Below are 24981 nucleotides of genomic sequence, written 5' to 3'. Positions count from 1 at the left end.
ACCCTGTTATCGATCAAAAAAATTTAGACAAAATCTCATCATTGACCAGCTTCTTATCAAAGCCCTGGCCAAGAACCTGGATGCGTCTGAAATCATCCTGGCAGAACGGGAAAAGATAAACACTGTCCGTTTCCTCATCTATCTCGTCCTGGCACATCTGTGCCAGTTCATCAAACCGGTTGATATCCAGTTTGCCCAGGAATATGCTTTTCTGAACCCGTGTCAGACCATATTTTTTACATTGTTTGGCTACCCTGCCCCTTGTTTTGTTGGAGGCAATATCATACATGATCCACGCAAGCATTGTTGACATGTTAAAACTCCTTTATATCCAGCCAGTCCGGATGTTCAAGCCCCTCGTCTTCAAGAAGAATATTTGCAAGTTTATGGGCTTCATGGCTGATGAGGTGTTTTCGTTTTACATTTCTTTTGCGATACCGGACCTTTTCTTCCAGATGCCGGTTCAAAGCATCAATCACCATGGGTTTTCCCTTGGTGTTCAGGCTGCAGGAATGGGATTGCATGTCAAAATAGTCATCCTTGGCTTTTTTGCCGGTAAAAAAATAAACAGCCACCTGGTCTGCAAAAATCCTGAACGGCTCAATCAGATCAAACACCATGGATTTTTTATTGTAATTGTCTGTGTGCATAAATCCCACAAAAGGATCAAGACCGGCAATGATACAGGCTTTTTCAACCCTGCTGTAAAGCACTCCATAGCAATAATTTAAAACCGCATTAAAAGGATTTAACGCAGGGCGTTTTGAACGGCCTTTAAACCGGTATTTTTCAGGCATGACTTTTGATAAACAGGAAAAGTATGCCCGCCCTGCCGCCCCTTCCAGCCCCATGATCAACGACCTGGAATCCTCAAGATTCGGCAAATCCTGTTCCAGGGCGTCAAGCGACCCCTGGATGGTGTGAACAGGGGCCTGGAATAATTCTTTTTTTTCAGGTCTGGCATATTTGAGTTTTTTTAAAAATGAGATCTGATTATTCAGCTTTTGTTTTACCAGATCCATTACAAGCCTGAGCCCTTGATCATTATTGGCGGCTTCAAGCTGTTGCCTGCGAATCATGGCGGTTGATCCCATCTTTGAGAACCATACCCTTCCGATGGGGAAACCATAATGATCCAGAAAAATCAGGTCAATGTTATTTTCAAGGGCGAGTGATATCGCCTGGGTGCTTATCATTGCCTTGTTTGAAATAATAATGGATTCAACCTTCATGGGTGAAAGATCCAGTCTGTTTTCCTTATTTTGAAAGCGAAAAATTTCATCCTTTTGCTTGATCATAGTGCCGGGTGAATTTATAACGACTTGAATGGCAGGCCTCCTTGTTTTCGCTCAATTTCACATTTTTTGACTATGAGCTATGATTGTGAGACAATTCTTACTTTGAATTTTCAGCCATAATCCTTCTATAATGAATGGAAGTCAACCAAAATAATCGTTTCAAATCAATTCGTCGCGGTTAACATCGCAGAAGTGGCTGGTGATATACAGCAAAGACAAACATTTGCAAGATTACTGAACCATGATTATATTCAATGAAACTTAAAACACGAAAGAAACATCTTACTTTTAAACAGGAGATCATCATGACCGATAAAGATACCCGGTTAATCAAGAACATTCCTTTTTCAACGCCTGTTGACCTGGTTGATCTGGTGGATTATGAAGAAGGAAGAGTGGTAAGCCGAACCCTTTCAAGCAAGCCCCATATCAATATAACTTTGTTTGCCTTTGACAAGGATGAGGAGATCAGTGCCCATACCTCACCCGGCGATGCAATGATTCAAGTACTTGATGGCGATGCCCTGATAAATATTGACGGCAGCAAAATCACGGCATCAAAAGGACAGTCAGTGGTCATGCCGGCCAATGTCCCTCACTCCGTCAGTGCCTGTTCCCGGTTTAAAATGCTGTTAACCGTTGTGAAACAACCTGTCGGCATCGACGGCCTGTAATTAAAAATCAGGCGGTGTTTTTGATTTTTTTCAAAACATTGATTTGAGGTCAGGTGTGAATGGTTTTGACCCTTCCCACCCGGCCGTTTTCCAGGCGAACTTTTATCCCGTGGGGATGTGTGGCAGATTTTGTAAGAATATCCCGGACAATTCCCTGGGTAAGCTTCCCGGTTCTCTGGTCCTGTTTTAATACAATGGAAACTTTCAGGCCGGCTATGATATCAGCTCTTTTTGTTCCGGTACTCATTTTATATCTCTCCTCCAGCCTTATGGCTCAAAATAGTGTGGTATACATCAGGGTATAGTTCATTCAGGGTTTTCTTGCAAGCCAGATTGTATGACGGCTGCCTTTTGCAGGTTTGCGGGCTCTTGTGGTTAAGGTTTCTGTTTTGAATCCTCCTTGTTTCAATCTGCGGGTGAATGCCTCATCTGCTCCGGAAGACCAGACGGCCAGGATACCTCCGGGGCAAAGAGCCCGAAAGGATTTTTCCAGACCGGCCCTTCCGTATATAAGGTCATTGGCTTTTCGGGTAAGCCCTTCGGGTCCGTTGTCGACATCTAAAATTATGGCATTCCAGAAGGATTCTTTTTCTTTGATGGTTTTTGCTATGTCTTCTTCTTTAACCGACACTCGTGGATCATTCAAAGGCATTCCGGCAAGGTGCCCTAAATATTTCCGGTTCCATCCGACCACAGCCGGGATCAATTCAGATACGGTTATGAGTGCATCCGGCCCTGAGTGTTCAAGTGCTGCCGCCAGTGTGTAGCCCATGCCGAGACCTCCGATAAGGATTTTCAGGCCGGATTTTTGTCGGATACGGCTGCAGGTGAGTTCAGCCAGTGCCTCTTCAGAACCGTGGAGTCGGCTGTTCATCAGTTCTGTTTCTGCGGTTCGGATCGAGAATTCCGTGCCTCTCTTGCGCAGTGTAACATCTCCTTTTTGTCCGGGGACTTTTGCCCGGTCGATTTCTTCCCATGGGATCATATCTGTTTTTCCTTTTTTTATTTGGATGTCAGTTTAAAGGCGCTGTTCCAGTTTTTGGACGGCGGCAAAGCGTTTAATTCCCGGCAACGCTGAAGCAGGGTCAAACTCGGTTTGTCTTCTGGAAATATTGATAATGCCTTTTTAAATAGAGCAATGGCTGTACTCCATTCCTGTTTCCTATAGGCTTGCAATGCTTTTGAATAATGGTGAACCATGGCTTTTGTATCGTCATCAATATCATCTGTAAATCCAATGAGTTCATACATGACAATGGGCTTTTCTTTGCCCATCAGCAAAACCGAGTCTATTTCCCGTCCAAAGACAGCGTTATTGGCCGCAGCCGGGATATATGTATTTTCACTGACAAGAGTGTAGCAGCCATACACTTTGTTGACTCCTTCAAGACGGGCCGCAATATTAACGGTATCACCCATCATGGTATAATCCATTCGGTTTTGTGACCCCATGTTGCCGACAACCGCAGTCCCTGTGTCCATACCGATTCTCATGTGCAGTTCTGGCTTGCCTTGTTCTCTCCATTTGTTCCTGAGTTCTGATAACCGCTGCTGCATTTTTAAACAGACTATGCATGCGGTTTCTTCCTGGTTGATCACCTCACCCGGCGCACCAAAAAAGGCAATGATGGCATCCCCTTCAAATTTGTCGACCGTGCCGTTATGTTTCAGAATAATATCCGTCATTTGCGTTAAAAATTCATTGAGCAATGCAACAATTTCATCGGGCTGTAATGATTCGCTGATACGGGTAAACGATTGAATATCGGAAAAAAAAGCGGTTATTTTTCGTTTTTCACCTCCCAGCACCAAAGTGTCGGGGTTATCCATCAATTGTTTTACAACTGCCGGTGCTAAATAAGTAGAAAAGGCATTTTTAATAAACCGTTTCTGACCGGATTCAATAAATACGGTGTGAGCAGTCATGACGGAATATATGATTAGAATAACCGCCAGAGGATAAACCGTATTTAAAATCCAGCCATGGCTTGTAAACAGATATTGGCAAAAAAGGATATAGCCGGCAAAGATGCCGACAGCGGAACAGGCACCTGCCAAAACACCGAGTTTTGGTAAGAGAATACCAATGCCAAGCCCAAAAACAATCATGGTGAAAATTGTTAAAATATCAAGCCATTCCGGTTTATACAAATAGTCCTGGTTCAAAAGCATGTCAATAATGTTTGCATGGATTTCCGGCCCTGGATAGACAGCATCAAAAGGTGTGCTGACCTCATCAAAAATACCGGCGGCTGTTGCCCCGATAATAATGATTTTGTCTTTCACTGCATACTTGTCTATCTTATTATTTAAAATGTCGGTAACACTCAGATGGGGAAAAGTTTTTTCCCCGCCTCTATAATTGATGTATAGCATTCCTTTTTCATCTGTGGGAAAATCAATCTGTTGACCAATTGAAAAAGAGGTGATTCCATAATCGCTTATAATTCCCTGAGGCTCCTCTTCTAAATAAGCACTCAATATTTTAATGGATAGCGGGGCGTACATATCGTCACGGAATTTGACCAGGGTGGGCAAGGTTCTTATCACACCGTCCGGGTCGGGAACTATGTTAAAAAAACCGGAATAGGGTGAACTCAAGGATATCTGCCGGATATTGGCATGAGGGGCAAAGGCTTTCAAAAATGAGTATTCCATTGCTTTTGCATTGTTGTATTTAATGACTTTATAGGTTGCAGGATGGGCAAGCTCCTGCAGTAAATCCAATTGTTTGGCTTTAAGGTGGCTGACTTCCCGTGCTTCCATCTGGAGAAAAAATCCCAATACTATTTTGGACTTGGACTGTTGGATGGCCCGGGCTAAAAGATAATCATTATCCGTACTTAATTTGAGTTCTTCCAAATAGCCGGAAAGAGCATTGTTTTTAATATTTTTTTCCGTCAAAATCTTTTCAATTTGATGGATATGTTTTGAAAGACTTTTTTCATCCGGTTCTGAAAAAACGATATCAAAAGCAATGACAGCTGCGCCGGCCTCTGATAATTTATTTACAACCGTTGCCAATTTAGACCTCGGCCACATCCATTTGCCTTCCTGTGTCAGACTTTTTTCATCAATCACTGCCAGTGCTATGTTATTGCCGGGAAGAATATCCCCTCGAGCCTGGAATCGTAAATCAAGGGTTTTCAATTCCATATATTCGAAAAAGGAAAATTTCTGGGACATGGCCAGGATACATAAAAAAACAACAACAAGTGAAATACCAAACGGTCGGATAAAAATTTGTTTTAATCTGGAACTCATGTAAACAGTCTCCGAAAATTGAACAGGCGGATGTATGACAATAATTATCTGTCTCAACAGTTTTCTCAAAGCATTCGTATAGTGGAGAAGTTTTGTGAAGTCAATATTTAAAGATTTATTGTACTTGACAATATGGAGTATTTCTGAACTAAGTACTTTGAATTATGCATCATTGATTTTGGTTGAAACCGGTGCTTGTTTTATGTTGATATCATTATAATAAGGAGGCTCCGTGGAAAAAATAATTGGAAAAAAAGCGATTGTGTGTTGCCTGTTGATTCCGTCAATGCTCTTACTGTTCGGTATCCCTGTTATTTGCAGTGCGGAATCTGGTCAGAAATTGCTTGAAAAATTTAAATCATATGAGTCTGACACACCTCTTATTCCGGAAGATGTAACCATTAGTGCCGATTTTGTTGAGGGAAAAAATGAAAAAGTCGGACAAATTCAGCAAGTCCAGGGAGAGGCGTATGTGATTCATTTTGGGCAAAAAACAGCATATCGATTGGAAAATGATCATCCATTGGTTGCTAAAGATACATTGATCACATTTCCCAAATCTCGTGTTAATGCGTTAATGAATGATAAAAGTGTATTGTCGCTGGCACCTCAGGCTAAATTAACCATAACCAAATCAGAATACTCTTCGATCTTAAATACACGTTCTACTGTAATGAATTTGATTTGGGGCAGTGCCAGGTTTATTGTTAAAAAAATATCAGGAAAACCTGATTTTACCGTCAAAACAAAGACAGCAGTATGTGGTGTCAGGGGAACCGATTTTGTTGTTTCCGTGGCCCCGGCAGAAGAGGGCAATGTGACATCTGCCTTTAGACGGTTCATAGCTTATGTTAGTCCGGCAAAGAAGTCCCGTATATCAGTTCCTGAAAAACTAATCACAACCGTGCTTACGGGTCCCGCATCAACTGTCGGGCTGACCGGCACTATTGGCGGAACAACCATCATAGGCCCTTTATCCATTGCCGGAGCCATTGAAGGGGCTGCTGCGGGGAGCGCTATCTTTATCGGAGAAACCGAGGCTGACGGCGTGCTGGATACTGTTGGTCCTGAACTTGCGATATTGTCAATGCCGCCGGAGTTTAATCGATTTTAAATTTTTATCAAAACAAATCTTGCTGATAAAAAATGTTTTATAAAGCCAGGTTCATGAATGACCGGGGAATTTCGATTGTTTTTCCGGTCATTTTTTTATGGTTATTAACAGGATGTGGGCACCTTGATACGGCGGGCCATACGAATTCTTTGGAGTATCTTGCTTATAATGACCATCCGCTTTGTGCCCGGGAAATATTTTGGCTCAAAGAGGGGCCGCAAACCAGGGAAACCTCTTTGATCCGGCAGGCATGTAACCGTATCAAAGGTCAAAAACAGATCAAAGGACAAAAACGGCGGGAATTGCTTCATAAAGCGATTGATTATATCTGGTATAATTTTAGATTTGACAATTGGTATCTCGACAAAGCCTTTATGCGTACAGCCGATGAAATTTTTAAGGACGGTGTTCTGGGGGGATGTTCTGATTTTGCAGTGGTGGAGGTGGCGCTTTTCAGGGCTTTGGCAATACCTGCCAGGATGGTTTTAACAGTGAATATGGATTGGATATCAGCTTATAAAACCAATGAGTTGATAATTCCCAGTGGGCATGTATTCATTGAACTGTATCTGGAAAAAGAGTGGTATCTGTTTGATCCTGTGTACTGTATTCTTTACCAGGATTATGATACGGATCTGAAAAATTTTCCCCGAAAAGAGTGCTTTGTCATTCGGGTGAGGGATTTTTTTGATGTGGGGATCAAAAAATTATCTGATGTCATTCAGCTCTATCAAGCGTTTGCTTTGGAATTTGATTTGAGATAATCCAAGTTTACATCAAAACGCGTAGCGTTTTTTTTAAGATTATTCCCTTAAAAGCCGATATAAAATCAACTGTTTTTTATAACATATCTTTCATTGTATGAAAGTCTTTAAAAATTCAAACTGCGACTTTCATGTTTTGTTGTGGGCACATCAAGAAGAAATATCAGGTTTGCCCGTGGCAGTTTATGACAGATTTCAAACATGGGAGGCAGATGATATGAAAATAACGGATTTCGCTATCAACATGGATTATTCCCGCAGTTTTAAAAGGGAGCAAACAGTTAAACAGAGCAGACTGCCGGGTGCCTCAAAAAATTTGAGCAGTAACGGATTTTTGGTGGAAGACCGGGTTAGCATTTCTGAAACGGCAAGCAATCTCAATATGTCTGCAAAATATTTCAGCCTTTCAGGTGAATCCCTGGTTAGCCGTATTCCCTTCAATAAAAATGAAAAAGACCCAGGCCCGGCACAAAAAACGATTCTTGCCTCAATGGTCAGCAGGCTCACTCAAAGCGATGTTTCAATAAAGGCTGTTGAGTCTATTTCCACACCCTCTAAAAATTTTATTCGTCAACCACTTGAAGTAACTTTTCGGGAAGTGAATACTCTTTTTGAAAAAGAAGAGGCAACTATTTTCTCATCAGGGATGATCAGAACAGAAGACGGTCGTGAAATTAATTTCAACATACAACTTCAGATGGAAAGAAGCTTTAAATCAGCATCAGAGATGATCATGAAAAATCCCTTGATCGATCCCATTGTGATCACGTTTAACGGAAGTCCCCCGGAATTTTCCGATACATTGTTCTCCTTTGACCTGAATGCGGATGGAGAAACAGAAGATATCGCCAGCCTTAAGAAAGGCAGCGGATTTCTGGCACTGGATCATGATATGAACGGAAAAATAGACGATGGCACGGAACTTTTCGGCCCGTCAACAGGAAACGGTTTTTTCGAACTTGCACAATTCGACAAGGACGGCAACATGTGGATAGATGAAAATGACGAGGTGTTTGAAAGGCTTTCCATATGGACTCCAGATCAAGCAGGAGACTACAGGATGATCAGCCTGAAACAGGCTGGAATCGGTGCCATATCACTGCATTCTTTAAAAACCGGGTTTTCTTTTACAGATGACATGAACCGCCTGCAAGGAGAACTCAACCAGACAGGTGTTTATGTAAAGGAGAGCGGAGAAGTTCATTATATCTATCAGCTTGACATGGCAGCCCATGCAAAAGAGGATGAAAAAAGATTGTCCGTAACCCGCCCTGAACCACAATCCTTTATTTCCATGCAAGCAAACCGTGCCAAAAGTTTAAATATCACCCCGTTTTATATTGGAATTAAACAGTCATCCCGGGAAGATCCGGAACCTGTCACTATTCATACTCTTCTGGAAAAGATGCAACAAAGGATAGAAAAACTCAAAGAAGCGATAAAGCAGATTCAAGAAGAGGGAAAAAAAATCATGCATAAAAAAAGCTGAAGGTCATGGAAACCTTCAATGAGTGAACATATAGCTAAAAGCAAGAGTGCCCAAAAAAGAATCTCTTGATCAGCATTAAGATGGCAAACGGTTTTCCAGATTTTTATAAAATTTTTTTTCAAGCGCCTTTACCTTTTTTTTTCTTTCTGATGACAAAAAAAATCGGTAAAGAGGATCATTTGTTTGTATGTCTTTTTGAAGAATATTCCGTTCAAGGATTGACAGAACTTCAACTGATACATCACAGGACGGATATCCTTTGTCATCAATAAGGATATTGTCGTCAAGTTTGATCTCAACAATATTATTAATGTCAACCAGTTTAAGATCTCCATCACGGGTTAATATCAGGTTGCCGATGCCGGCAAGGTCGGGAATATATCGTGTATCATCAATCATATGCCGTATCCGTTTGACAAATTTCGCAATATTATTCCGGGCTTTTCGAGCCACTGCCTGATTTTGGGATTCATCGGTTTGTGTGGATTTGAACAAATCAATTAAGTAGTTTTTGCCAAATATTCTCCAGGGGTCAAGTATTTCACCTTCAATATATTCCTGAAGCCCGCACAGAATAATCCGGCTTGTTCCCGTGCCTGTATAGTCAACAATAAATTCTTCTGATTGTGCAATAAGCTCGGGACCCATAAATTTAAACAGCAGGTTATATTTTTTTATCTCGTTAAAAACAGCAGCTTTATTTTTAAACCGGGTTCGTAATATCCTGAATATTTTTAGAGGCTTGGCCCTGGGAAACAGCCTTACGCCATTTGTTATTTCACCTTGAGTTTCCTTGAGAACATCTTCAGCCCTTATAACTTCAAAAATATGAGATCTTAATCCTGAACGGTAAAATTTACGGAATATGTAGCGGCCTGAATCTTTTATAAAGTTAAGCGATTGAACCTGGCTTCCGGATAAATAGGCTCTGTCTCTTATGTCGGTTGTTCTATTCATTAACAATTTTTTACTGGTTTTTTTGTAAATTTACAAGTTTAGAATAGCGGAATGAGGACAGATTTTAAATTTGTCCCCGTCAAATTTTGTTTCAAACTGGAAAAGAGATTAAATGCAAATACCGGTTTGAGGGTTTGACATTCTTGCGGCACTATTTTATGGTTTGATTCTAATATATTGATTCGTTTTCTGCACCAGCCCATGTAAATAGAAACATCATGCAAAGATGAAGCAAAGGCAAAGAAAATGAAAATTTTAGTCATTGATGATGAAAAACCAACCCTTTCGATGTTTAAGCTTTTCCTGACAGCCTATGGATATGAGGTCTATACGGCAGAAAACGGGGAAAAGGGACTGGCACTGTTTGCCAAGATTTCCCCTGAGATCGTGTTTACAGATATAAAGATGCCGGGAATTGATGGCCTTGAAGTGCTGCGCCGGATACAAAAGACAGGAATAGAATCTGAAGTTATTATTATCACCGGCCATGGAGATATGGAAAAGGCTTTGGAAGCTCTTGACCTGAATGCATTGGATTTTATCAACAAACCGGTTGAGAGAAAGGCATTAAATTCCGCCCTGGCACGGGCAGAAAAAAGAAAACTAATGCCCCGAAACATGCCCTTTGAATTTTCAGAAAGAAAAAGGGACGGATACCTTTCCATTTTTATGAAAGGAAGGCTGACGGCATCAGCAGAAAAAACCTTTATTTCGGCGTTTAAAACCGGATCATTTGATGATGTCAGAGCGGTCTGCCTGAAACTCGATGACGCTTTTTTTATTGATCGTTCCGGTATCTCCCTTTTGATGGAGGTTGTGCGAAATTTAAAACAAAACAAGATTTCCATTATTATTGAAAATCTGTCCTGTAATTATGTGCGGGTGTTTCAGATGGCCGGGATTGACAAGATGGCAACCCTTAAAGAGGCCCAGCAAAATGAATAGGTTCAAATGAATCAGTTCAAGCGAATAAGTTCAAGCGAATAAATTCAAGCGAATAAGTTCAAAGGTATATCATGATGACCCGATACAGTCCTCCTTATATTCCAGATGCTGTTAAGCGACATCGCCTTTTCCTGCTTTTAGACGAAAATTTTCATAAGCAGAATTTTTTGATTACAGGGCAGGCTGCCCAGGGAAAATCAACCCTTGTGGCTTCTTATCTTCAACAGTCACCCGGATCTGTTTTGTGGTTTCACCTTTCATCGGATGACCGTGACCATACCAAATTGTTTGATCGACTTGCCGGGGGAATCCAGCAGAGATTCGGATTCAACAAAGGGGAAACGGGCATGTGTATTTCCAACAGCATACTTGGAACGGAAAAGGGTGTATTAAGGCATGTTGAAGGTTTGTCCATTATGTTTCAAGAGCTTTGCTCCCCATTGATTATGGTTTTGGATGATTTTGAATCCATTGATGAGACATCCTCGGGTTTTCAACTGATCAAGGTCATTCTTAACAGCAGGTTTGAAAAACTAAAATTTTTTCTTTTGTCCAGGAGTATGCCGCCTTTTAATATTCCCCGTCTTAAGATGGATCATCATATCTTTGTGCTTGATAATGAGGATCTGGCCTTTAACCTTGTTGAGACCAGATTGTTTTTTTCCGGTAAACCCAGGGCTGATGCCATTGATATTGAAAAAATTCAAGAAATTACGGATGGCTGGGCCGGAGGACTTACCCTGGTATCGGAATCAATAAAACAGTTTAAACAATTGAAACACCTTCCTGATCAGTTATCATCGGAAGTTTTTAACTTTTTTTCCCAGGAGATTTATGACTCCCTTGCTGAACCGATTCAGGAGTTTTTAATGAAAACATCCATCCTGGACATAATTGACCTTGAGGTGGTGACACATGTTTTTGGCTCCTGTAACGCTCTGGAAATTTTAACTGAACTTGAAAAAAGGAATCTGTTTATTCAGCGAATCGAATCAGCCGGTAGTATGCCGGAATTTAAATACCATACCCTGTTCAGGGATTTTTTGTTGCAGGATCTTTTAAGGAAAAAGGGCAGTCAAGCCTGTAAAATGCTTAATAAGAAAGCCGGACAATTTTTCTGGGAAAAAAAAGACCATGAACAGGCAATGAGTTATTTTATTGAAGCCCAGGCTTTTTCAGATATTGTTCGTATTATTAAGATCAAAGGCACGGATTATGTGATTAACGGGAAGATGTCAAGTCTTGAAAACTGGATCTGCCACATTCCGGATAAAATGGTACAACATGATCCATGGTTGATATTTTTTAAAACCATGACCCGGCGAATCAAGGGCGGAAAGAAAAATATCAGGGATTTTCAAAGCGCTTTTGTGTTGTTTGAGCAGCTCCATGATATGCGGGGTATGATATTGTCTGTCGGATATCTCATTGAGGCTGCGGTGTTTGTCCGTCAACCATCCGATATGATTTTGACATGGATTAAAAAAGGAGAAAAATACCTTCGGCAGGTTTGTCAAAAAAATCGTTATTCGTGGGCAAGAACCCTTTTGTGGCAACAGATCGGCCTGGGGTATATCGCGGGTGACGGAAATATCCCCAAAGGGGTGTCAGCCTGTAGAAATGCCATTCTTCTGGGTCGGCAGATCAATCATCCTGACCTGATACTCAATGCATCCATTACCATGACATTCGGATATGTCCAGGCAGGGGATTTCGTAAATGCACGACAAATGCTGTTAAAAACAAAAAAAATGACAAATAAAGGCCGTCATCCTGAATACAGGGCGCTGAAAAGCATTGTTGATATCAATTTTGCCCTTAAAAACGGCAGGTTTGAACATGCCAGGCAGTTGTTGGCAAGGTCTGAGGCAGATATAGAGAAATTCGGATTGATTTTTCTTTATCCTGGATTTGTTGAAGCCAAAGCCCTGCACCTGGTTTACACAAAACGGTTTGACGATGCACGTCAGATGGCAGAGCATTTGAATGATTTTTCAATCCTGGAAGGAAATGATTTTTATAAAGGCATTGCCCACCGGATCAAGGCCTTAAGTTTTTTACAGGAAGAAAACTTTGTCCTGGCGGAAAAAGAGATACAAAGTGCGTTAAGAGAACTTGATCCGGTAAAAAAAGGAGATATTCATCATTTTCTGGCACAGCAACTGGCAGGGATAATCCTTTTTGGGAAAGGTGATTTTAAAGCAGCCGGCAAAGTTTTGATTCCGGCTCTGGAATATTTCGAGCAAATCTTGTCTGATTTGAGCTGTTGTGAAATCTGTTTTGCCATGGGGTTGATATCCTGGCATAGCAATGAGCCTATGGCCGCTTTTAAATATTTAAGCTGTGGACTTAAAAAAGCATTTTTGAACGGGTATCTGTTTTTTCCGTTAATCAGTGAACAATTGTTGATCAAGGCCCTTCTTTTGATGACGGCATATGATAAAATAAAATCTTTTGAGTCTTATGTGTTGTCTTTGATTTTAAATTGTGATCCTGTACGGGTTTTTGAAGGAATTGACAGGGTTTTGGCTTTGGGTGATCAAGGTCATAACTCCGGGGTTGTTGAAAATTTCAAGCCATTAAATTTAAAACCATTATATAAAAGGCTTTTACCCGGAATCAGGATAGAAACCTTGGGGAAATTTAATGTTTTAAGCAACAATAAAATACTGGACAATAAAATATTTGAAGGGACAAGACCAATATTGCTGCTTAAATCAATCGTACTTCATGGCTCAAGGGATATCCCAAAAGAAATTCTGATTGATGATTTGTGGCCCCAGGCTTCGCCAAAGGCTGGAGATAAAAATTTTAAAATCAACCTTCATCGTTTGCGAAAAGCAATAGAACCCAATACCAGAAAAGAATTCGGATATTCTTATATTATTCAAAAGGCCGGTTTGGTGTCTCTTGATCCTGAACTTGTCACGCTTGATGTGGATGAGTTTATGGCCCTTGGTGCCGGGGCCGTGGAAAATGAAAAAAACAACCAGTATAAAACCGCACTGGAATTTTATGAAAAAGCAGTTAAAATTTATAATGGTGATTATCTTTCAGAAGAACCATATCTGGAATGGATATCTCTGAAAAGAAAGTTTTTTAAATCAAAATATAATGAGTTTTTACAGAAAAAAGCCATGCTTCATGAAGAGCTGGATCAAATTGAGAAAGCCGTGGAAACCTGGCTGCTACTCCTTGAGCAAGAACCTTATTATGAACCTGCATACCAGAACCTGATGATTCTTTATGCAGATTCAGGTCAGAGAAACAAGGCCCTTGATCTGTTTCAAGAATGCCGGTCATTATTAAAAAAAGACCTTGAAACAGAGCCTGATGAGCAGACCGTTGGCATTTATCTTAAAATAAAATCCTTATAAAAAAATCTTTACGGATGAAATCTTATTCATTAAACTACAGAGAATATTAAATAATTAAAGGGTTTTGATAAAGCTTATGCTGTTCGGTAAAAAATTGTATTCCATTCAAATAGTGTTTATTTTAGCCATATTTTTTTTTGTTTTATTTGCCTTGGTGTTCAGACTGATAATTGATTTAAGGGATGAATCAGTAAAAAAGCAAGCCCAACAGATTGAAACTCAAAGATTAAAACAGCAATTTATTGCAAATATAGATGATCAATACAATCTTTTGCTGAAATTATACAAAGCAAAAGAGTATGAAAAGGCTATTGAACTCATAAAGAAATTCAATACCTATGAAAAATCTGATTATCAGAATCTGTCTGAAATAAAAAAACAGGTACGGTTATACTATTTGAAGAAAAAACTGGAGTTTATTCCAAAGGTTCATTTTGCTGAATTTATAAAATTGTCCAAAGACATCAACATTGAAGACGACAACTCAACCGAGGTGTTTATACGGACTCCCAGATACGGCCAGTATTTTAATACATCTGATTTGCCTATCCTGCTTGAAGGGGTGGCCCTGTCGGTTGCCGGTGATTTTTCCGACAGCATTGTCTGGAAAAGTCATGTTGACGGCGAATTGGGAAAAGGAAAAAAAATAGCTGTTCGCCTGTCTGTCGGGGAGCATCAAATCACAGCGACTGCAACAAACGGTATCACAAAAGGCAGCATGACGACCCGGATTTTTATTGAAAAAGATCCTGATTTCTTAAAATATTATCGTAAAAAATAGGCGTTAAAGGGTGTTGGGTTTTGGAGTGAGCAGGAAGCAAGAATAGCTTTGTATAAGGATGTTTTTATTGCAAACATTGCCAAATTTCTTTTACATGGTATAATACGGAATCTATAAGGGGGATCAAAGCCTTGTGAAAAACAAACAAACTATAACACATTTTGGAATCATTTTTATCTTGTCGATTTTCTTTTATTCCTGTTCAAATAGCGATGATCCACGGCTGACAACCTCCCGAACATCAGGGGTTACAAGTGATCAGATACTCATCGGATCATCACTGGCCCTTGGCGGGCATGCCGGATACCTTGGCACACAAACCCTTCACGGAGCCCTTGCCTGTTTAAATCATGTGAATGACAATGGGGGGATTCACGGACGCAAAATTAAACTCATTGCTTATGATGACGGATATGATCCCCCCCGTTGCGTCGCCAATACCCAGAAGCTCATTGTTCAGGATAAGGTTTTTTGTCTGTTCGGATATGTGGGAACCCCCACCACGGTTAAGATTGTTCCACTGGTGGAGGATGCCAGGATTCCGATTTTGGGGATGTTTACCGGGGCCAATGCTCTAAGGGAGCCGCTTAAACGGTATCTGATAAATGTGCGTGCATCCTATTACCAGGAGACCGGTGCTGCGGTAAAACATCTGGTGGAAAAAATGAAACTGTCTAAAATAGCCGTGTTTTATCAGTATGATGCTTACGGCTTTGACGGATTAAAAGGAACTGAAATCGCGTTAAAACTTTACGGGCTGGTGCCGGTTGCAACGGGTTCATATATTCGGGGCACCCTGGATGTGGAAGAAGGCCTTGAGAAAATCATGGACAGAGAAGCTCAGGCAGTGGTGATGATCGGCACATATGAGCCGTGTGCCAAATTTATTCGGCTGGCCAGATCAAAGGGGTTTTCATCTGTGTTTTATAATGTTTCCTTTGTGGGGGCTGATGAGCTGGCAAGGATACTGGGGTATACGGATGAACAGATCATAGTGACCCAGGTGGTTCCACCGCCTGAAGTGTCCAAGGCTGATGAAACTCTCTGGGGTGCAAGAGAATACATTGATCTGCTCAAAAAATACTACCCCCTGGATGACCCCAATTTTGTAAGCCTGGAAGGCTATATTAATGCAAAAGTGTTTGTGGAAGGACTCAAACGGGCCGGAAGGGATCTTGATCGTGAAAATTTCATCAATGCCATTGAAACGATACGGCAGCTTGACCTGGGAATTGCCAATCCATTGTCTTTTAATTCTCAAGATCACCAGGGATTGGAAAGGGTGTACTTTACATACCTGAAAAACGGGAAATTCGTATGGTTAGACGATTGATCAACAGCTTGAAAAACACAAATCTGAAGAACAAAATTTTCTTTTTCACTACAACTGTTATTTTGCTGATCAGCGTGCTTATTGCCCTTTTTACAAGATGGGTGCTTATTTCCAGCCTGACCTCCGAACTTAAGGAGAGGGGTTTGGGCATTGGTCACAGCATTGCAGAAAGCAGCAGGGGCTACATTCTTACCGAGGATATTCCCGAATTGATCAGCCTGATTTTTGATGCCCGGCTGGGTGTGCGAAAGCATCTCATGGGCTATGTCTATATTACGGACAAGCAAGATAAGATTCTTGCCCATACCTTTACCACCGACTTTCCTGCTGAATTGCTCAATGTAAACCCTGTCGGGCCGGAAAAATCTTATGATGTCAAGTTGTTGAGACTTGATGGGAAATATGTCTATGATGTTGTAGTGCCGGTCACCGAGGGTATTTACCGCATTGGATCGGTGCATGTGGGGCTGAAGAAACAACACATTGACCAACTCATTGGAAAGCTGCGTACTACATTTCTGGGGTTTGTTTCAGCCGTGACCATTTTGTTTTTCATTATCAGTCATCACCTGTCCAAATATATCACCCGGCCAATTACGGAACTGATCAAGGTGTCTGACGAGATCAGTCGCGGTAACTTTGATATTACACACACGCTGAGCAGTCAGATTAAATGCTGGGAGTATGAACGCTGCAGGCAAACCGATTGTCCGGCTTATGGGAGAGATGATATTCCCTGCTGGTATGTGGACGGCACTTTGGGTGCCGGAGGTGTGGCGGACAAATTCCCGGACAAACAGGAGCAATGTGATAAATGCAGCGTTTATTGTACGGGTGTAAAAGATGAGGTCCGGCAGTTGAGCAATTCATTTATGAACATGACCAACCGAATCATGGATTCACAGGCAAAGCTCAAGGATTCGGATAATAAGTACCGTTCCCTTTTTGCTGGCGGCCCCAATCCCATCTTTGTACTTGACCGTGAAACTTTGAGTATTCTCAGTGCCAATCCCAGTGCTGAAGAGACCTATGAATACACAAAGGAAGAGTTGATTGGAAAAATCTTTACTGATCTTGGATCTTTAGAGTTGGATAAAGTTCATCAGGCTGATTTTCAAGCACAGCATGCCGGAAAGATAACCACTGTGGGTTCCAAGGTCCAATGTAAAAAGAAAGGGGGGGGGCTTCTCTATGTGAATGTCCATGCATGCCCTGTCAGATACCAGGATAAAGATGCGCTGATTCTGGCCACTACGGATATCACGGAGATGGTTGAAAAGGATAACCAGCTTATTCAGGCCAGTAAAATGACCACTCTGGGGGAAATGTCCGCAGGGATTGCCCATGAATTGAATCAGCCATTAAACGCCATCAAAATGGGCAATGAATTCATTGAAATGATGATTGAAAAAAAAGAAAAGATCCCGGATAAGGATCTGCTGCAGATCGTAAGAGAGGTCAGCAGCCAGGTTGACAGGGCCGTGGATATCATCCGCCGTCTCAGGGACTTTGGCCGCAAGGCGGATTTTACAAAGGAAAAGGTCAACATCAACAAGCCGGTTCAAGATGTGATAGACATTATAGGCAGGCAGCTCCGGTTGCAAAATATTGATATTCAACTTAAAATAGACGATGATATTCCTCCCATACTTGCTCATCGAAACCGCATTGAACAGGTGATCTTCAATTTGATTACCAATGCAAGGGATGCAATCAACCAGAAATTGGAAACAGGTGTACCAGATGACGATAACCGTATTCTGATAGAAACATATGCCCGGGATGATCAGGTTCTCGTGGCGGTTTCAGATACGGGGATTGGTATTGATATTGCATTAAATGAACGGATTTTTGAGGCCTTTTTTACCACGAAAAAGATGGGTGAGGGAATGGGGCTGGGCCTGTCCATCTCCAGTGGTATTGTTGAGGATTATGGGGGAAAAATCAACATAGAAAGCTTCCAGGGACAAGGAACCACCTTCCGGTTAAGCTTTCCGGCAGCCACATGAGGCAATTTAAATGACACCACTTAAAGTATTGGTAATTGATGACGACAAACCAACGCTCAGAATGTTTGAACTTTTTTTAAAGGCCTATGGACATGATGTTCTGCTGGCGGAAAACGGTATGGAGGGCATAACATTGTTTGAAATCCAAAAGCCTGCCATTGTGTTTACAGATATCAAGATGCCCGGAATGGACGGGTTTGCAGTTCTGGATAAAATTAAAGGCCAGGTCCCGGAGACCGAAGTGATTATTATGACCGGTCATGGGGATATGGACCTGGCAGTTGATGCCCTGAATCACGAGGCCACAGATTTTATTAATAAACCCATCAGCCGGTCGGCCCTGGATGCGGCACTGCACAGGGCAAAGGAGCGGCTTAACCTCATAAAAACCCCTGTTCCGCTTGCTCAATACCATATGGAGGGCAACATCAGGATTATCAAAATTATGGGCAATATCAATGCCGGTGCGGAAGCACAGCTGATGGCGGCATATGATCAGGCCGGAGCCGAAGATTCAGCTCATATCATGCTGAGCTTTAACGAAAATACCTCCATCAATGGTGCCGGCATTGCCGTTTTGATTCAATTGCTTTCCAAAAGCAAAAAAAAGAATCAAAAGGTGGCCATTTCCGGTATTTCTGAAAATTTTCAGGAGATTTTTAAAATGGTGGGTATCACCCGGTTTGCCAAAGTTTTCACTGATAAAGCAGATGCAAAAGCATATCTTGCGGTCGGATGATTTTGGGTTCTGGGTATTGTGTGATGGGTTCTGGGGTAGTTATAATGGAGGCAATTATGTTCATGGTTTGTATGAAAAATCAAATAGGCTTTTTTTTAATCATGGTACTTTTTTTCACTCTGCATCCACAAAACGTTTTTTGCGGTACGCCGCCGAAACAGGGTGAAAACCTGCCGGAAATGAGTTTGAAGGCTCCTGTCTCGAAAAAAGACAGTGCCTATCTGGGCATTGGCGAAAAGCCCTTGTTTTTAATTCAGGATATTGATGCAGCCGTGATCGTGCTTGAGATTATCGGTGTTTATTGTCCTGTGTGCCACAAACAAAGACCTCACATTAACCGATTGTTTCACAGGATCAGTAAAAATGCCGACCTGTCCGGGAAAATAAAATTCCTGGGCATTTCAGCCGGTGCTACGCCCATGGAAGTGGCGTATTATATGAAAACGTCACGGGTTCCATATCCGGTCCTGCCGGATGAAAAATTTAATGCCCATAAAAAGCTGAACCAGCCGCTTACTCCCTATACCATTGTGATCACTAAAGACGGACAGATTCGTTATGCTCATCTGGGTCTCATTCAGGACATGGACGGTTTGTTTGCCACGCTTAAAAAACTGGCTGATAAAACACCGGTCATCAAAAAATAAAGAAAAAGACAGGAGCCTGAAGCATGAGCTGGTCGCCATCCGGTTACCGACGGCATTTTTATCGTCAATCCATCTGTGATGCGCGCCTGGAGTTCAGCCGGATAGACTCCCAAGAAAAAATAATTGAAGCCGGTCTTTTGACTGCTATCGGCACCCTGGGGGTAACCTGCGGCTTTTCCTGTATTACCGGTTCTGAGGACAAAACCGTTAAAATGGTCAGCCGAGGCATTGATGCTGAAACAACGGCCTTTCTTGAAAATGATTTTTATGCCCTTCACCGGCAATACTTTCCCGGACTGCAAACCACTTCCTATCCATTTCAGACGGATCTTCGTATCATGGAAGCTGATCAGAACCATCCGGTTCAATTGAAGGATACCGGTATTCAAATCTGGATCGGATGGCGCATGGGCAAAGATGTTTTTGGGAGTATCGGCCTGGGTTCCAAAATTATCAGTGATACTTATAAGGATGATGAACTCAATTTTTGTTTGACCCTGACCGACACTATGATTATTGCCTTGCAATCCCTTGCTATCCGGCGCAGGATGCAGGAATTGAAAGCAGATCTGGATAAGGCAGCAGATCGGGCGGCTGACCTGGCCCATGATGTGGAAAAGGGCAAAAAAGATCTGGATCGAACGCTTTTTCGTCTTTCCGGGTTTAATGATATTTTTAATGAACTCAGCGGACTCAAACAAAGCAAAGGGATTATTGATTCTTTCCTGATGGTGCTGCTGGGGATTTTCGGTGCAGGCGGGGGATATATTTATTATTTTGACAAGGCCTTGGGGAAATCTTATTCTACCTGCCGCAACCTTGATCTGCCGGGAAAAACAGATTTTTCGCCGGAGAAGATTCAGGAGGGTATGAGCCATGCCTTTGCCTCTACCCGGGCCTTGCAGCTTGAACCGATGCAGGCCGCTGTTTTATCCCGTCAACAAATGGATTGCTTTAAGCCGTTTTTGCCTGAAACCGCCCTTGGGCTTATTTTTAAAGTGGATGAACCCGCCATGGGGGTTATTGGCCTTGACCACCGGATCATACAGGTACCGTACGGTGAAAAAGAGCGCGAATTGCTTCTGGCTTTTGCAAAAAATTTTCTGGTGTTTCTCAAAAACAGCAAGTCTTTTGAAACCATTCAACGCCTTCATCTGGAACAGGAACAAAAGAATATTGAGTTGAAAAACACCATCAAAGCACTTTCTGACAGCAGTCGTACTATTGCCAGGCTTGAAAAAGCCGGTGAGCATATCAAGGCTGCCATTGCAAAGGCAATGGCACAATCCTGGAATGTTTCCGGCAGGGACATCGTTTTGATTCTCATTGCCGGCATTGTTCTGGGCCTGGTGTATAATTTTGCAAGTCCTGGCCGTATCAATGTTATTCCTAAGGTATGGCTTCGTCCGCCAACGGTCCATGTTGATATTGATCAGGCCCGGCAGTTGTTTGAAAATGGTCAAGCCCTTTTTGTTGATGCCCGGCCTGCTGAATTTTTCAACCAGGGTCACATTGCCGGGGCACAGAACCTGCCTCCGTCCTTGTTTGATTTTATTTATATGATGCGGTTCAGTCAGACTGACGTTACCCGTCCCATTGTGGTGTATGGCCGCAATATCAGCCGCAGGTACGACGAGGAAACGGCTTTCAATCTTTTGGAAAGAGGACATGAAAATGTCGTTGTATTTCCTGGCGGGATCAAGGAGTGGGAGAAAAAATAGGATGGAGAGTGGAACCATGAATATATGTGTATCTGCTAAGACCATTGTTACGCATCCCTGGCTGGCACTGGTGTTTCGGCTTTATATTGCAGGTCTGTTTATTTATGCCGGTATGTACAAAATTAATTATACTGCTGAATTTGCCGAAACTATTGCAGGTTATCGTATTGCACCATACTGGTCTGTGAATTTTATGGCCATTGTCATGCCTTGGATTGAACTGATTTGCGGTATTCTTCTGGTGTGCGGTATTCGGGTCCGTTCCGCCATTGTAGTTACAGGATCACTTCTTGTTTTGTTTACCGTGGGCATAGCAGTTAACCTGCTCAGAGATTCCCCCATAAGTTGTGGTTGCTTTCATACCATGGACGATGCCATAAGCTGGCTTACCCTGGCAAGGGATCTTATCTGGGTCGCCATGGCAGTGCATGTTTTTTTTTATGATGCTGTATTTCGGATGGAAAGAAAATTTGACTGGTTTGCAAAGGAGATCTAAGTTATGCCGGGTAATGTTATGAATTCATATATCAGGTTAATACAGGTTTTGTTAATATCGGTTTTCGTGATAACCGCCTTTGTTTGCGGGTGCAGTGGCCAGCGAGAAAAACTGGTGGGCAAATATACCGCAGTTAACACCAACACAGCCGGTTCTGTAACGGCAAGCCTGGAACTTCTGGCTGACGGCAAGGGGTTCTGGTCCATTGACACTGACAATGCCGCATTCCGCTGGGACCTGCACCGAAACAAGATACGCCTGCATACCAGGTCCGGCGGGGTTATTGAAGGAACCATTGAGGACACTGCCATCCAGTTTGTTTTGCCGGGTATGGGGAAAATTCGCTTTAAAAAGTGAGTTTTTTTAGTTGGTTTACAATCATTCCCAGATCAGGGCGGCGATTAATATCATCCACATAAATAAACCGGATGATTCCTTTTTTGTCAATCAGGAAAATAGCCCGTTCCGACATCCCGTCTGTTCTTAACACTCCATAGGCACTGCTGACATCACCGTGGGGCCAGAAGTCCGACAATACTTCAAACCAGAGTCCTCCCATTTCCCGGGTCCAGGCAAAAAGGGTGGGCAGATTATCTGCACTGATCCCCAGCAGGTGTGTATCATATTGTTCAAACAAATCCTGTGCAATATTGTATCCGGGCCATTGATCTGAGCAGACCGGGGTCCAGGCCGCAGGAATAAAGGTCAGCATCAGGTTTTTTTTCCCCTGAAAGCTGCTCAAGCGCACTGGTTTTCCTGCGATGGAGGGTAATACAAAATCAGGAGCTTTGTCTCCAATTTTTACCTTTAACCGGCTGTCCACGGGTTTTAATTTTCCAGGGTCGTAGATTTTATTTCCATAGGCTACAGACCCTGTGTTGGCGGATGTACTATACCCGATAAGCAAGATAAGGATACCAACAATGAATGTTTTTTTACTGTTCATGGCTGTTGTTTTAAACCTGAATCTGTTAAAAGGGTTTTGAGAAATTTTTCAGGATCAGATACCTCACCGGATTGAGAGTAAAAAATGGTATGTTCTCCATTTGCTTCTATCTTTACCCCAAAAAAATGGGGGGTTCGGACCTCGCCAATTTTTTTATGAATGGAAAAGTCAGGATCACTGAAAAGGGGAAATTCAATGGAATATCTGTTTTTAAAAAAATCAACTTCAAATGTTGAATTGCCTGAGCCAATGCCCAGCAATTTGACTTTTTGTTTCAGCACAGGGCTGTTTTGAATCAGATTAAACATGGTATTCACATTGTCTGCTTCACGCTGGCATATTGGACAATACATGGAAAAAATTTCAATGATGACAATCTCCGCTTTGATTTGTCCCAGGGAAAACCGATTGTCATTCAACAGTCCAAGATAGATCCTGTGAGTCTCATTTGTCGGGGAGGGTAGGGTGAAATCAAGTGTTTTGTCCATAGCCCTACAGCCTCCCTGCCCGGGAAAAATAAGCCCCCATGATAACAGGAAAAATATAATCAACTGACATTTAAAGGCGGTTTTTATTAACAAAAAATGCTTAATTAGATCCATCATTGGATAGTACTCCGTAACTTGTATATCCGTTTTCCCTGGCTTTCATGTCAAGGTGAAGTGTGGTGACCTGCTCAAGTTTTGGATAAAATGTGCGGTCCATTTGTCTTAAATCAACTAACTTAATATAATTGTGACAATGGTCACACAGGTTTACCCGATACTCTTTTTCCTGATCATTGAAAAAATAATGCTGCATATTATTGTCGTTGTTTTCACAAAAAGCACACCCCATGCGTTTTGTTTCCCATTCATGGTCGCAAAAGCAACATTTTAAATGCCGTTTGCCCGTCTTGTCCAGAAAGGCCATATCCGGATAATTGCCACAGATGGGGCAGTACCCTTTCGGAGGGTCCGGCATATCAATCAGATAGGCTTCAAGCTGTTCTGCGCAAATCCAGATACTTGGGGCAATAGCGCTATACCCGAAAAATATAAGTTCATGTTCGGGTATATTCCAAAGCCTTGACAGATCATGCAGGGTTGAACTCTGGTTATTCAGGATAACAGAAAAAAGTGTGTTCAGATGATAGGAGTGTGCCAGATCTATTTTTTTCAGGAATTTGGCATTGGCTGACAGTTTTGGTGCAAAGTCAACAGCAAGGTCGCAGATGTTATCAAACAATTGTCCGGCTGCTTTTGAATCAATTAAAAATTCTGACTGATCAATTAACGGCATTTTATTTGTTTGTTTTATTTTCAGCAGATCCTGATCAATCACGACAGGGGGTAACACAATATCCTGACGGCTTTGCTCCTGGGCGATAAAAACCTGGCTGTAAAAGTCAAGAATCGGCTGGTAAGCAGGCCTTGTTTTTTTGATCAGGTCGGAAGAGTGTTTCAACTGTTCTATGGTTATCATGTCCGTTTCCTTTTTATATGACAGTCTTGAAAAATCCAAACAGCACTTTCATGTTTTGGTTTCAGCCCTTTAGGGTATTGTGGGCAAACCAGGGTGACCAGATTATTATAAAAAATGGCCGGGTCTGCCCGTGGTAGTTGGGAAAAGGCCCGGGAAATCTTTTTTAAGGTTCTCCCGGGCATAATAAAAATTTCAGCCGGTTAGATTTTTATCAGCGGTTTAAACAAGCATCATCAATTCAAACCCTCATCATTCGGGCAAAAGGCCCCATCATTTTTCGAAGGGCGACACTGCGGCTTAAACCGCCTCGGTTTGCACTTGCCACGGCATAGTCAGAGTAAAGATTCGGAGCAAACGCAACCAGATAGATCACATTCACCTCATCTGGATTCAAAAGCATGGCTTTTGGGAATTTTTGTTTTACTTTACCCAGTCTTTTTTGGGCAAATTCAAGAATTTCTTCTCTTTCCCCAAACATCATGGCCCCTGTGGGGCAGGCAGTTACACAGGCTGGTTTCAGGCCGTTATGAACCCGGTCATTGCACATGTCGCATTTTGCAAGGGTGCCGTCCCCGGCTTTTCTGGGAATATTATAGGGGCATGATCCAATGATTTCCTCGGCATCAAGCTTTATGCTGTTTTTTGTATATAAAATTGCTCCGGTTGCAGGGTCTCGATAGATGGCTGTCTCATCAAATGCGGTTTCAAGACAGGGGGCATCCACACAATGCCGGCACTGATCCGGAAAAAACAGCCATTCAAGGCGCCCGTTAATCATCTCTTCATTCATTCTGACAAGTTTGTAAGTAGAAAAAGAGAGATCTTCCGGGTTTTGAAAGGTTCCCCTGTTGACTGTTTTTTCAGCAGGAAGATCATGCCATTGCTTGCAGGCGACCTGGCATGCCCTGCAGGCAGAACAGATGCTTGTATCTATAAAAATTGATTTAGACATATCGTCATCAC

The 24981-nt window shown here is 42.1% G+C and carries 24 protein-coding genes; 14 read left to right on the top strand and 10 right to left on the bottom strand.

Annotation, left to right across the window (positions count from 1 at the left end):
- Positions 1-13 precede the first annotated feature (13 nt).
- Positions 14-313, bottom strand: coding sequence for a CRISPR-associated endonuclease Cas2 (gene cas2 / locus BLT94_RS13025; RefSeq protein WP_245743113.1), 300 nt, complete (start codon positions 311-313; stop codon positions 14-16).
- 1 nt (position 314) lies between these two features.
- Entirely contained in the window at positions 315-1316 is a 1002-nt protein-coding gene (gene cas1 / locus BLT94_RS13020; RefSeq protein WP_269764204.1) for a CRISPR-associated endonuclease Cas1, read from the bottom strand.
- Positions 1317-1603: 287 nt separating this feature from the next.
- Between cas1 and BLT94_RS13015 the strand changes: the two genes are divergently transcribed.
- Complete coding sequence (locus BLT94_RS13015) at positions 1604-1972, top strand: cupin domain-containing protein (protein ID WP_092234842.1); 369 nt, start codon at positions 1604-1606, stop codon at positions 1970-1972.
- Between the two features lie 49 nt (positions 1973-2021).
- Here BLT94_RS13015 and BLT94_RS13010 read toward each other — a convergent pair whose 3' ends face one another.
- The 3 genes from BLT94_RS13010 to BLT94_RS13000 all read right to left on the bottom strand — a co-directional run bounded on the left by BLT94_RS13010 (position 2022) and on the right by BLT94_RS13000 (position 5236).
- A complete protein-coding gene (locus BLT94_RS13010) occupies positions 2022-2219 on the bottom strand; it encodes a YwbE family protein (protein WP_092234839.1) in 198 nt (65 codons plus the stop codon).
- A gap of 63 nt (positions 2220-2282) precedes the next feature.
- A complete protein-coding gene (locus BLT94_RS13005) occupies positions 2283-2957 on the bottom strand; it encodes a spermidine synthase (protein WP_092234837.1) in 675 nt (224 codons plus the stop codon).
- A 17-nt stretch (positions 2958-2974) separates the two neighbouring features.
- Positions 2975-5236, bottom strand: coding sequence for a CHASE2 domain-containing protein (locus BLT94_RS13000; RefSeq protein WP_092234834.1), 2262 nt, complete (start codon positions 5234-5236; stop codon positions 2975-2977).
- A gap of 232 nt (positions 5237-5468) precedes the next feature.
- Between BLT94_RS13000 and BLT94_RS12995 the strand changes: the two genes are divergently transcribed.
- The 3 genes from BLT94_RS12995 (at position 5469) to BLT94_RS12985 (ending at position 8603) form a co-directional block, all read left to right on the top strand.
- Positions 5469-6350 (top strand): FecR family protein, encoded by an 882-nt coding sequence (locus tag BLT94_RS12995; protein WP_092234831.1) that lies wholly within the window; start codon positions 5469-5471, stop codon positions 6348-6350.
- Positions 6351-6382: 32 nt separating this feature from the next.
- Positions 6383-7114: a transglutaminase-like domain-containing protein gene (locus BLT94_RS12990; protein ID WP_014958313.1), complete on the top strand. Its 732-nt coding sequence runs from the start codon at positions 6383-6385 to the stop codon at positions 7112-7114.
- A 217-nt stretch (positions 7115-7331) separates the two neighbouring features.
- Positions 7332-8603, top strand: a complete 1272-nt coding sequence (locus tag BLT94_RS12985; RefSeq protein ID WP_139169029.1) for a hypothetical protein — start codon at positions 7332-7334, stop codon at positions 8601-8603.
- 75 nt (positions 8604-8678) lie between these two features.
- Here BLT94_RS12985 and BLT94_RS12980 read toward each other — a convergent pair whose 3' ends face one another.
- Entirely contained in the window at positions 8679-9560 is an 882-nt protein-coding gene (locus BLT94_RS12980; protein WP_092234826.1) for a hypothetical protein, read from the bottom strand.
- Between the two features lie 246 nt (positions 9561-9806).
- On the opposite strand from BLT94_RS12980, the gene BLT94_RS12975 reads away from it, so the two are divergent.
- The 10 genes from BLT94_RS12975 (at position 9807) to BLT94_RS12930 (ending at position 21965) form a co-directional block, all read left to right on the top strand.
- Positions 9807-10505 (top strand): response regulator, encoded by a 699-nt coding sequence (locus BLT94_RS12975; protein WP_092234823.1) that lies wholly within the window; start codon positions 9807-9809, stop codon positions 10503-10505.
- Positions 10506-10576: 71 nt separating this feature from the next.
- Positions 10577-13882 carry a BTAD domain-containing putative transcriptional regulator gene (locus BLT94_RS12970; RefSeq protein WP_092234820.1) on the top strand — a complete coding sequence of 1102 codons (3306 nt, stop codon included), beginning with the start codon at positions 10577-10579 and terminating at the stop codon, positions 13880-13882.
- A 76-nt stretch (positions 13883-13958) separates the two neighbouring features.
- Positions 13959-14663, top strand: coding sequence for a hypothetical protein (locus BLT94_RS12965; protein ID WP_092234817.1), 705 nt, complete (start codon positions 13959-13961; stop codon positions 14661-14663).
- A 133-nt stretch (positions 14664-14796) separates the two neighbouring features.
- Positions 14797-15996, top strand: a complete 1200-nt coding sequence (locus BLT94_RS12960; RefSeq protein ID WP_092234814.1) for an ABC transporter substrate-binding protein — start codon at positions 14797-14799, stop codon at positions 15994-15996.
- Complete coding sequence (locus BLT94_RS12955) at positions 15981-18005, top strand: ATP-binding protein (RefSeq protein WP_245743111.1); 2025 nt, start codon at positions 15981-15983, stop codon at positions 18003-18005. The genes BLT94_RS12960 and BLT94_RS12955 overlap by 16 nt, the downstream gene beginning before the upstream one ends.
- Positions 18006-18015: 10 nt before the next feature.
- Positions 18016-18744 (top strand): response regulator, encoded by a 729-nt coding sequence (locus BLT94_RS12950; RefSeq protein ID WP_092234812.1) that lies wholly within the window; start codon positions 18016-18018, stop codon positions 18742-18744.
- A gap of 56 nt (positions 18745-18800) precedes the next feature.
- Positions 18801-19391, top strand: coding sequence for a TlpA family protein disulfide reductase (locus tag BLT94_RS12945; protein WP_175530354.1), 591 nt, complete (start codon positions 18801-18803; stop codon positions 19389-19391).
- A gap of 23 nt (positions 19392-19414) precedes the next feature.
- Positions 19415-21112 carry a rhodanese-like domain-containing protein gene (locus BLT94_RS12940; RefSeq protein WP_092234806.1) on the top strand — a complete coding sequence of 566 codons (1698 nt, stop codon included), beginning with the start codon at positions 19415-19417 and terminating at the stop codon, positions 21110-21112.
- Between the two features lie 16 nt (positions 21113-21128).
- Positions 21129-21608, top strand: coding sequence for a MauE/DoxX family redox-associated membrane protein (locus BLT94_RS12935; protein ID WP_092235131.1), 480 nt, complete (start codon positions 21129-21131; stop codon positions 21606-21608).
- Between the two features lie 3 nt (positions 21609-21611).
- Positions 21612-21965, top strand: coding sequence for a hypothetical protein (locus tag BLT94_RS12930; RefSeq protein ID WP_092234803.1), 354 nt, complete (start codon positions 21612-21614; stop codon positions 21963-21965).
- On the opposite strand, the gene BLT94_RS12925 is transcribed toward BLT94_RS12930, so the two are convergent.
- The 4 genes from BLT94_RS12925 to BLT94_RS12905 form a co-directional block, all read right to left on the bottom strand.
- Positions 21955-22554 (bottom strand): peroxiredoxin, encoded by a 600-nt coding sequence (locus BLT94_RS12925; RefSeq protein WP_014958300.1) that lies wholly within the window; start codon positions 22552-22554, stop codon positions 21955-21957. The genes BLT94_RS12930 and BLT94_RS12925 overlap by 11 nt on opposite strands.
- Positions 22551-23042 (bottom strand): peroxiredoxin family protein, encoded by a 492-nt coding sequence (locus BLT94_RS12920; RefSeq protein ID WP_092235127.1) that lies wholly within the window; start codon positions 23040-23042, stop codon positions 22551-22553. The genes BLT94_RS12925 and BLT94_RS12920 overlap by 4 nt, the downstream gene beginning before the upstream one ends.
- Positions 23043-23142: 100 nt before the next feature.
- Positions 23143-24018, bottom strand: a complete 876-nt coding sequence (locus tag BLT94_RS12915) for a formate dehydrogenase accessory protein FdhE (RefSeq protein WP_092234800.1) — start codon at positions 24016-24018, stop codon at positions 23143-23145.
- A gap of 238 nt (positions 24019-24256) precedes the next feature.
- Positions 24257-24970 carry a 4Fe-4S dicluster domain-containing protein gene (locus tag BLT94_RS12905; RefSeq protein WP_014958297.1) on the bottom strand — a complete coding sequence of 238 codons (714 nt, stop codon included), beginning with the start codon at positions 24968-24970 and terminating at the stop codon, positions 24257-24259.
- Positions 24971-24981 lie beyond the last annotated feature (11 nt).

The organism is Desulfobacula phenolica (assembly GCF_900105645.1).
Taxonomy (GTDB): domain Bacteria; phylum Desulfobacterota; class Desulfobacteria; order Desulfobacterales; family Desulfobacteraceae; genus Desulfobacula; species Desulfobacula toluolica.
The sequence above is the reverse complement of the archived record's forward strand: the minus strand, read 5'-3'. Positions and strand labels throughout refer to the sequence as shown.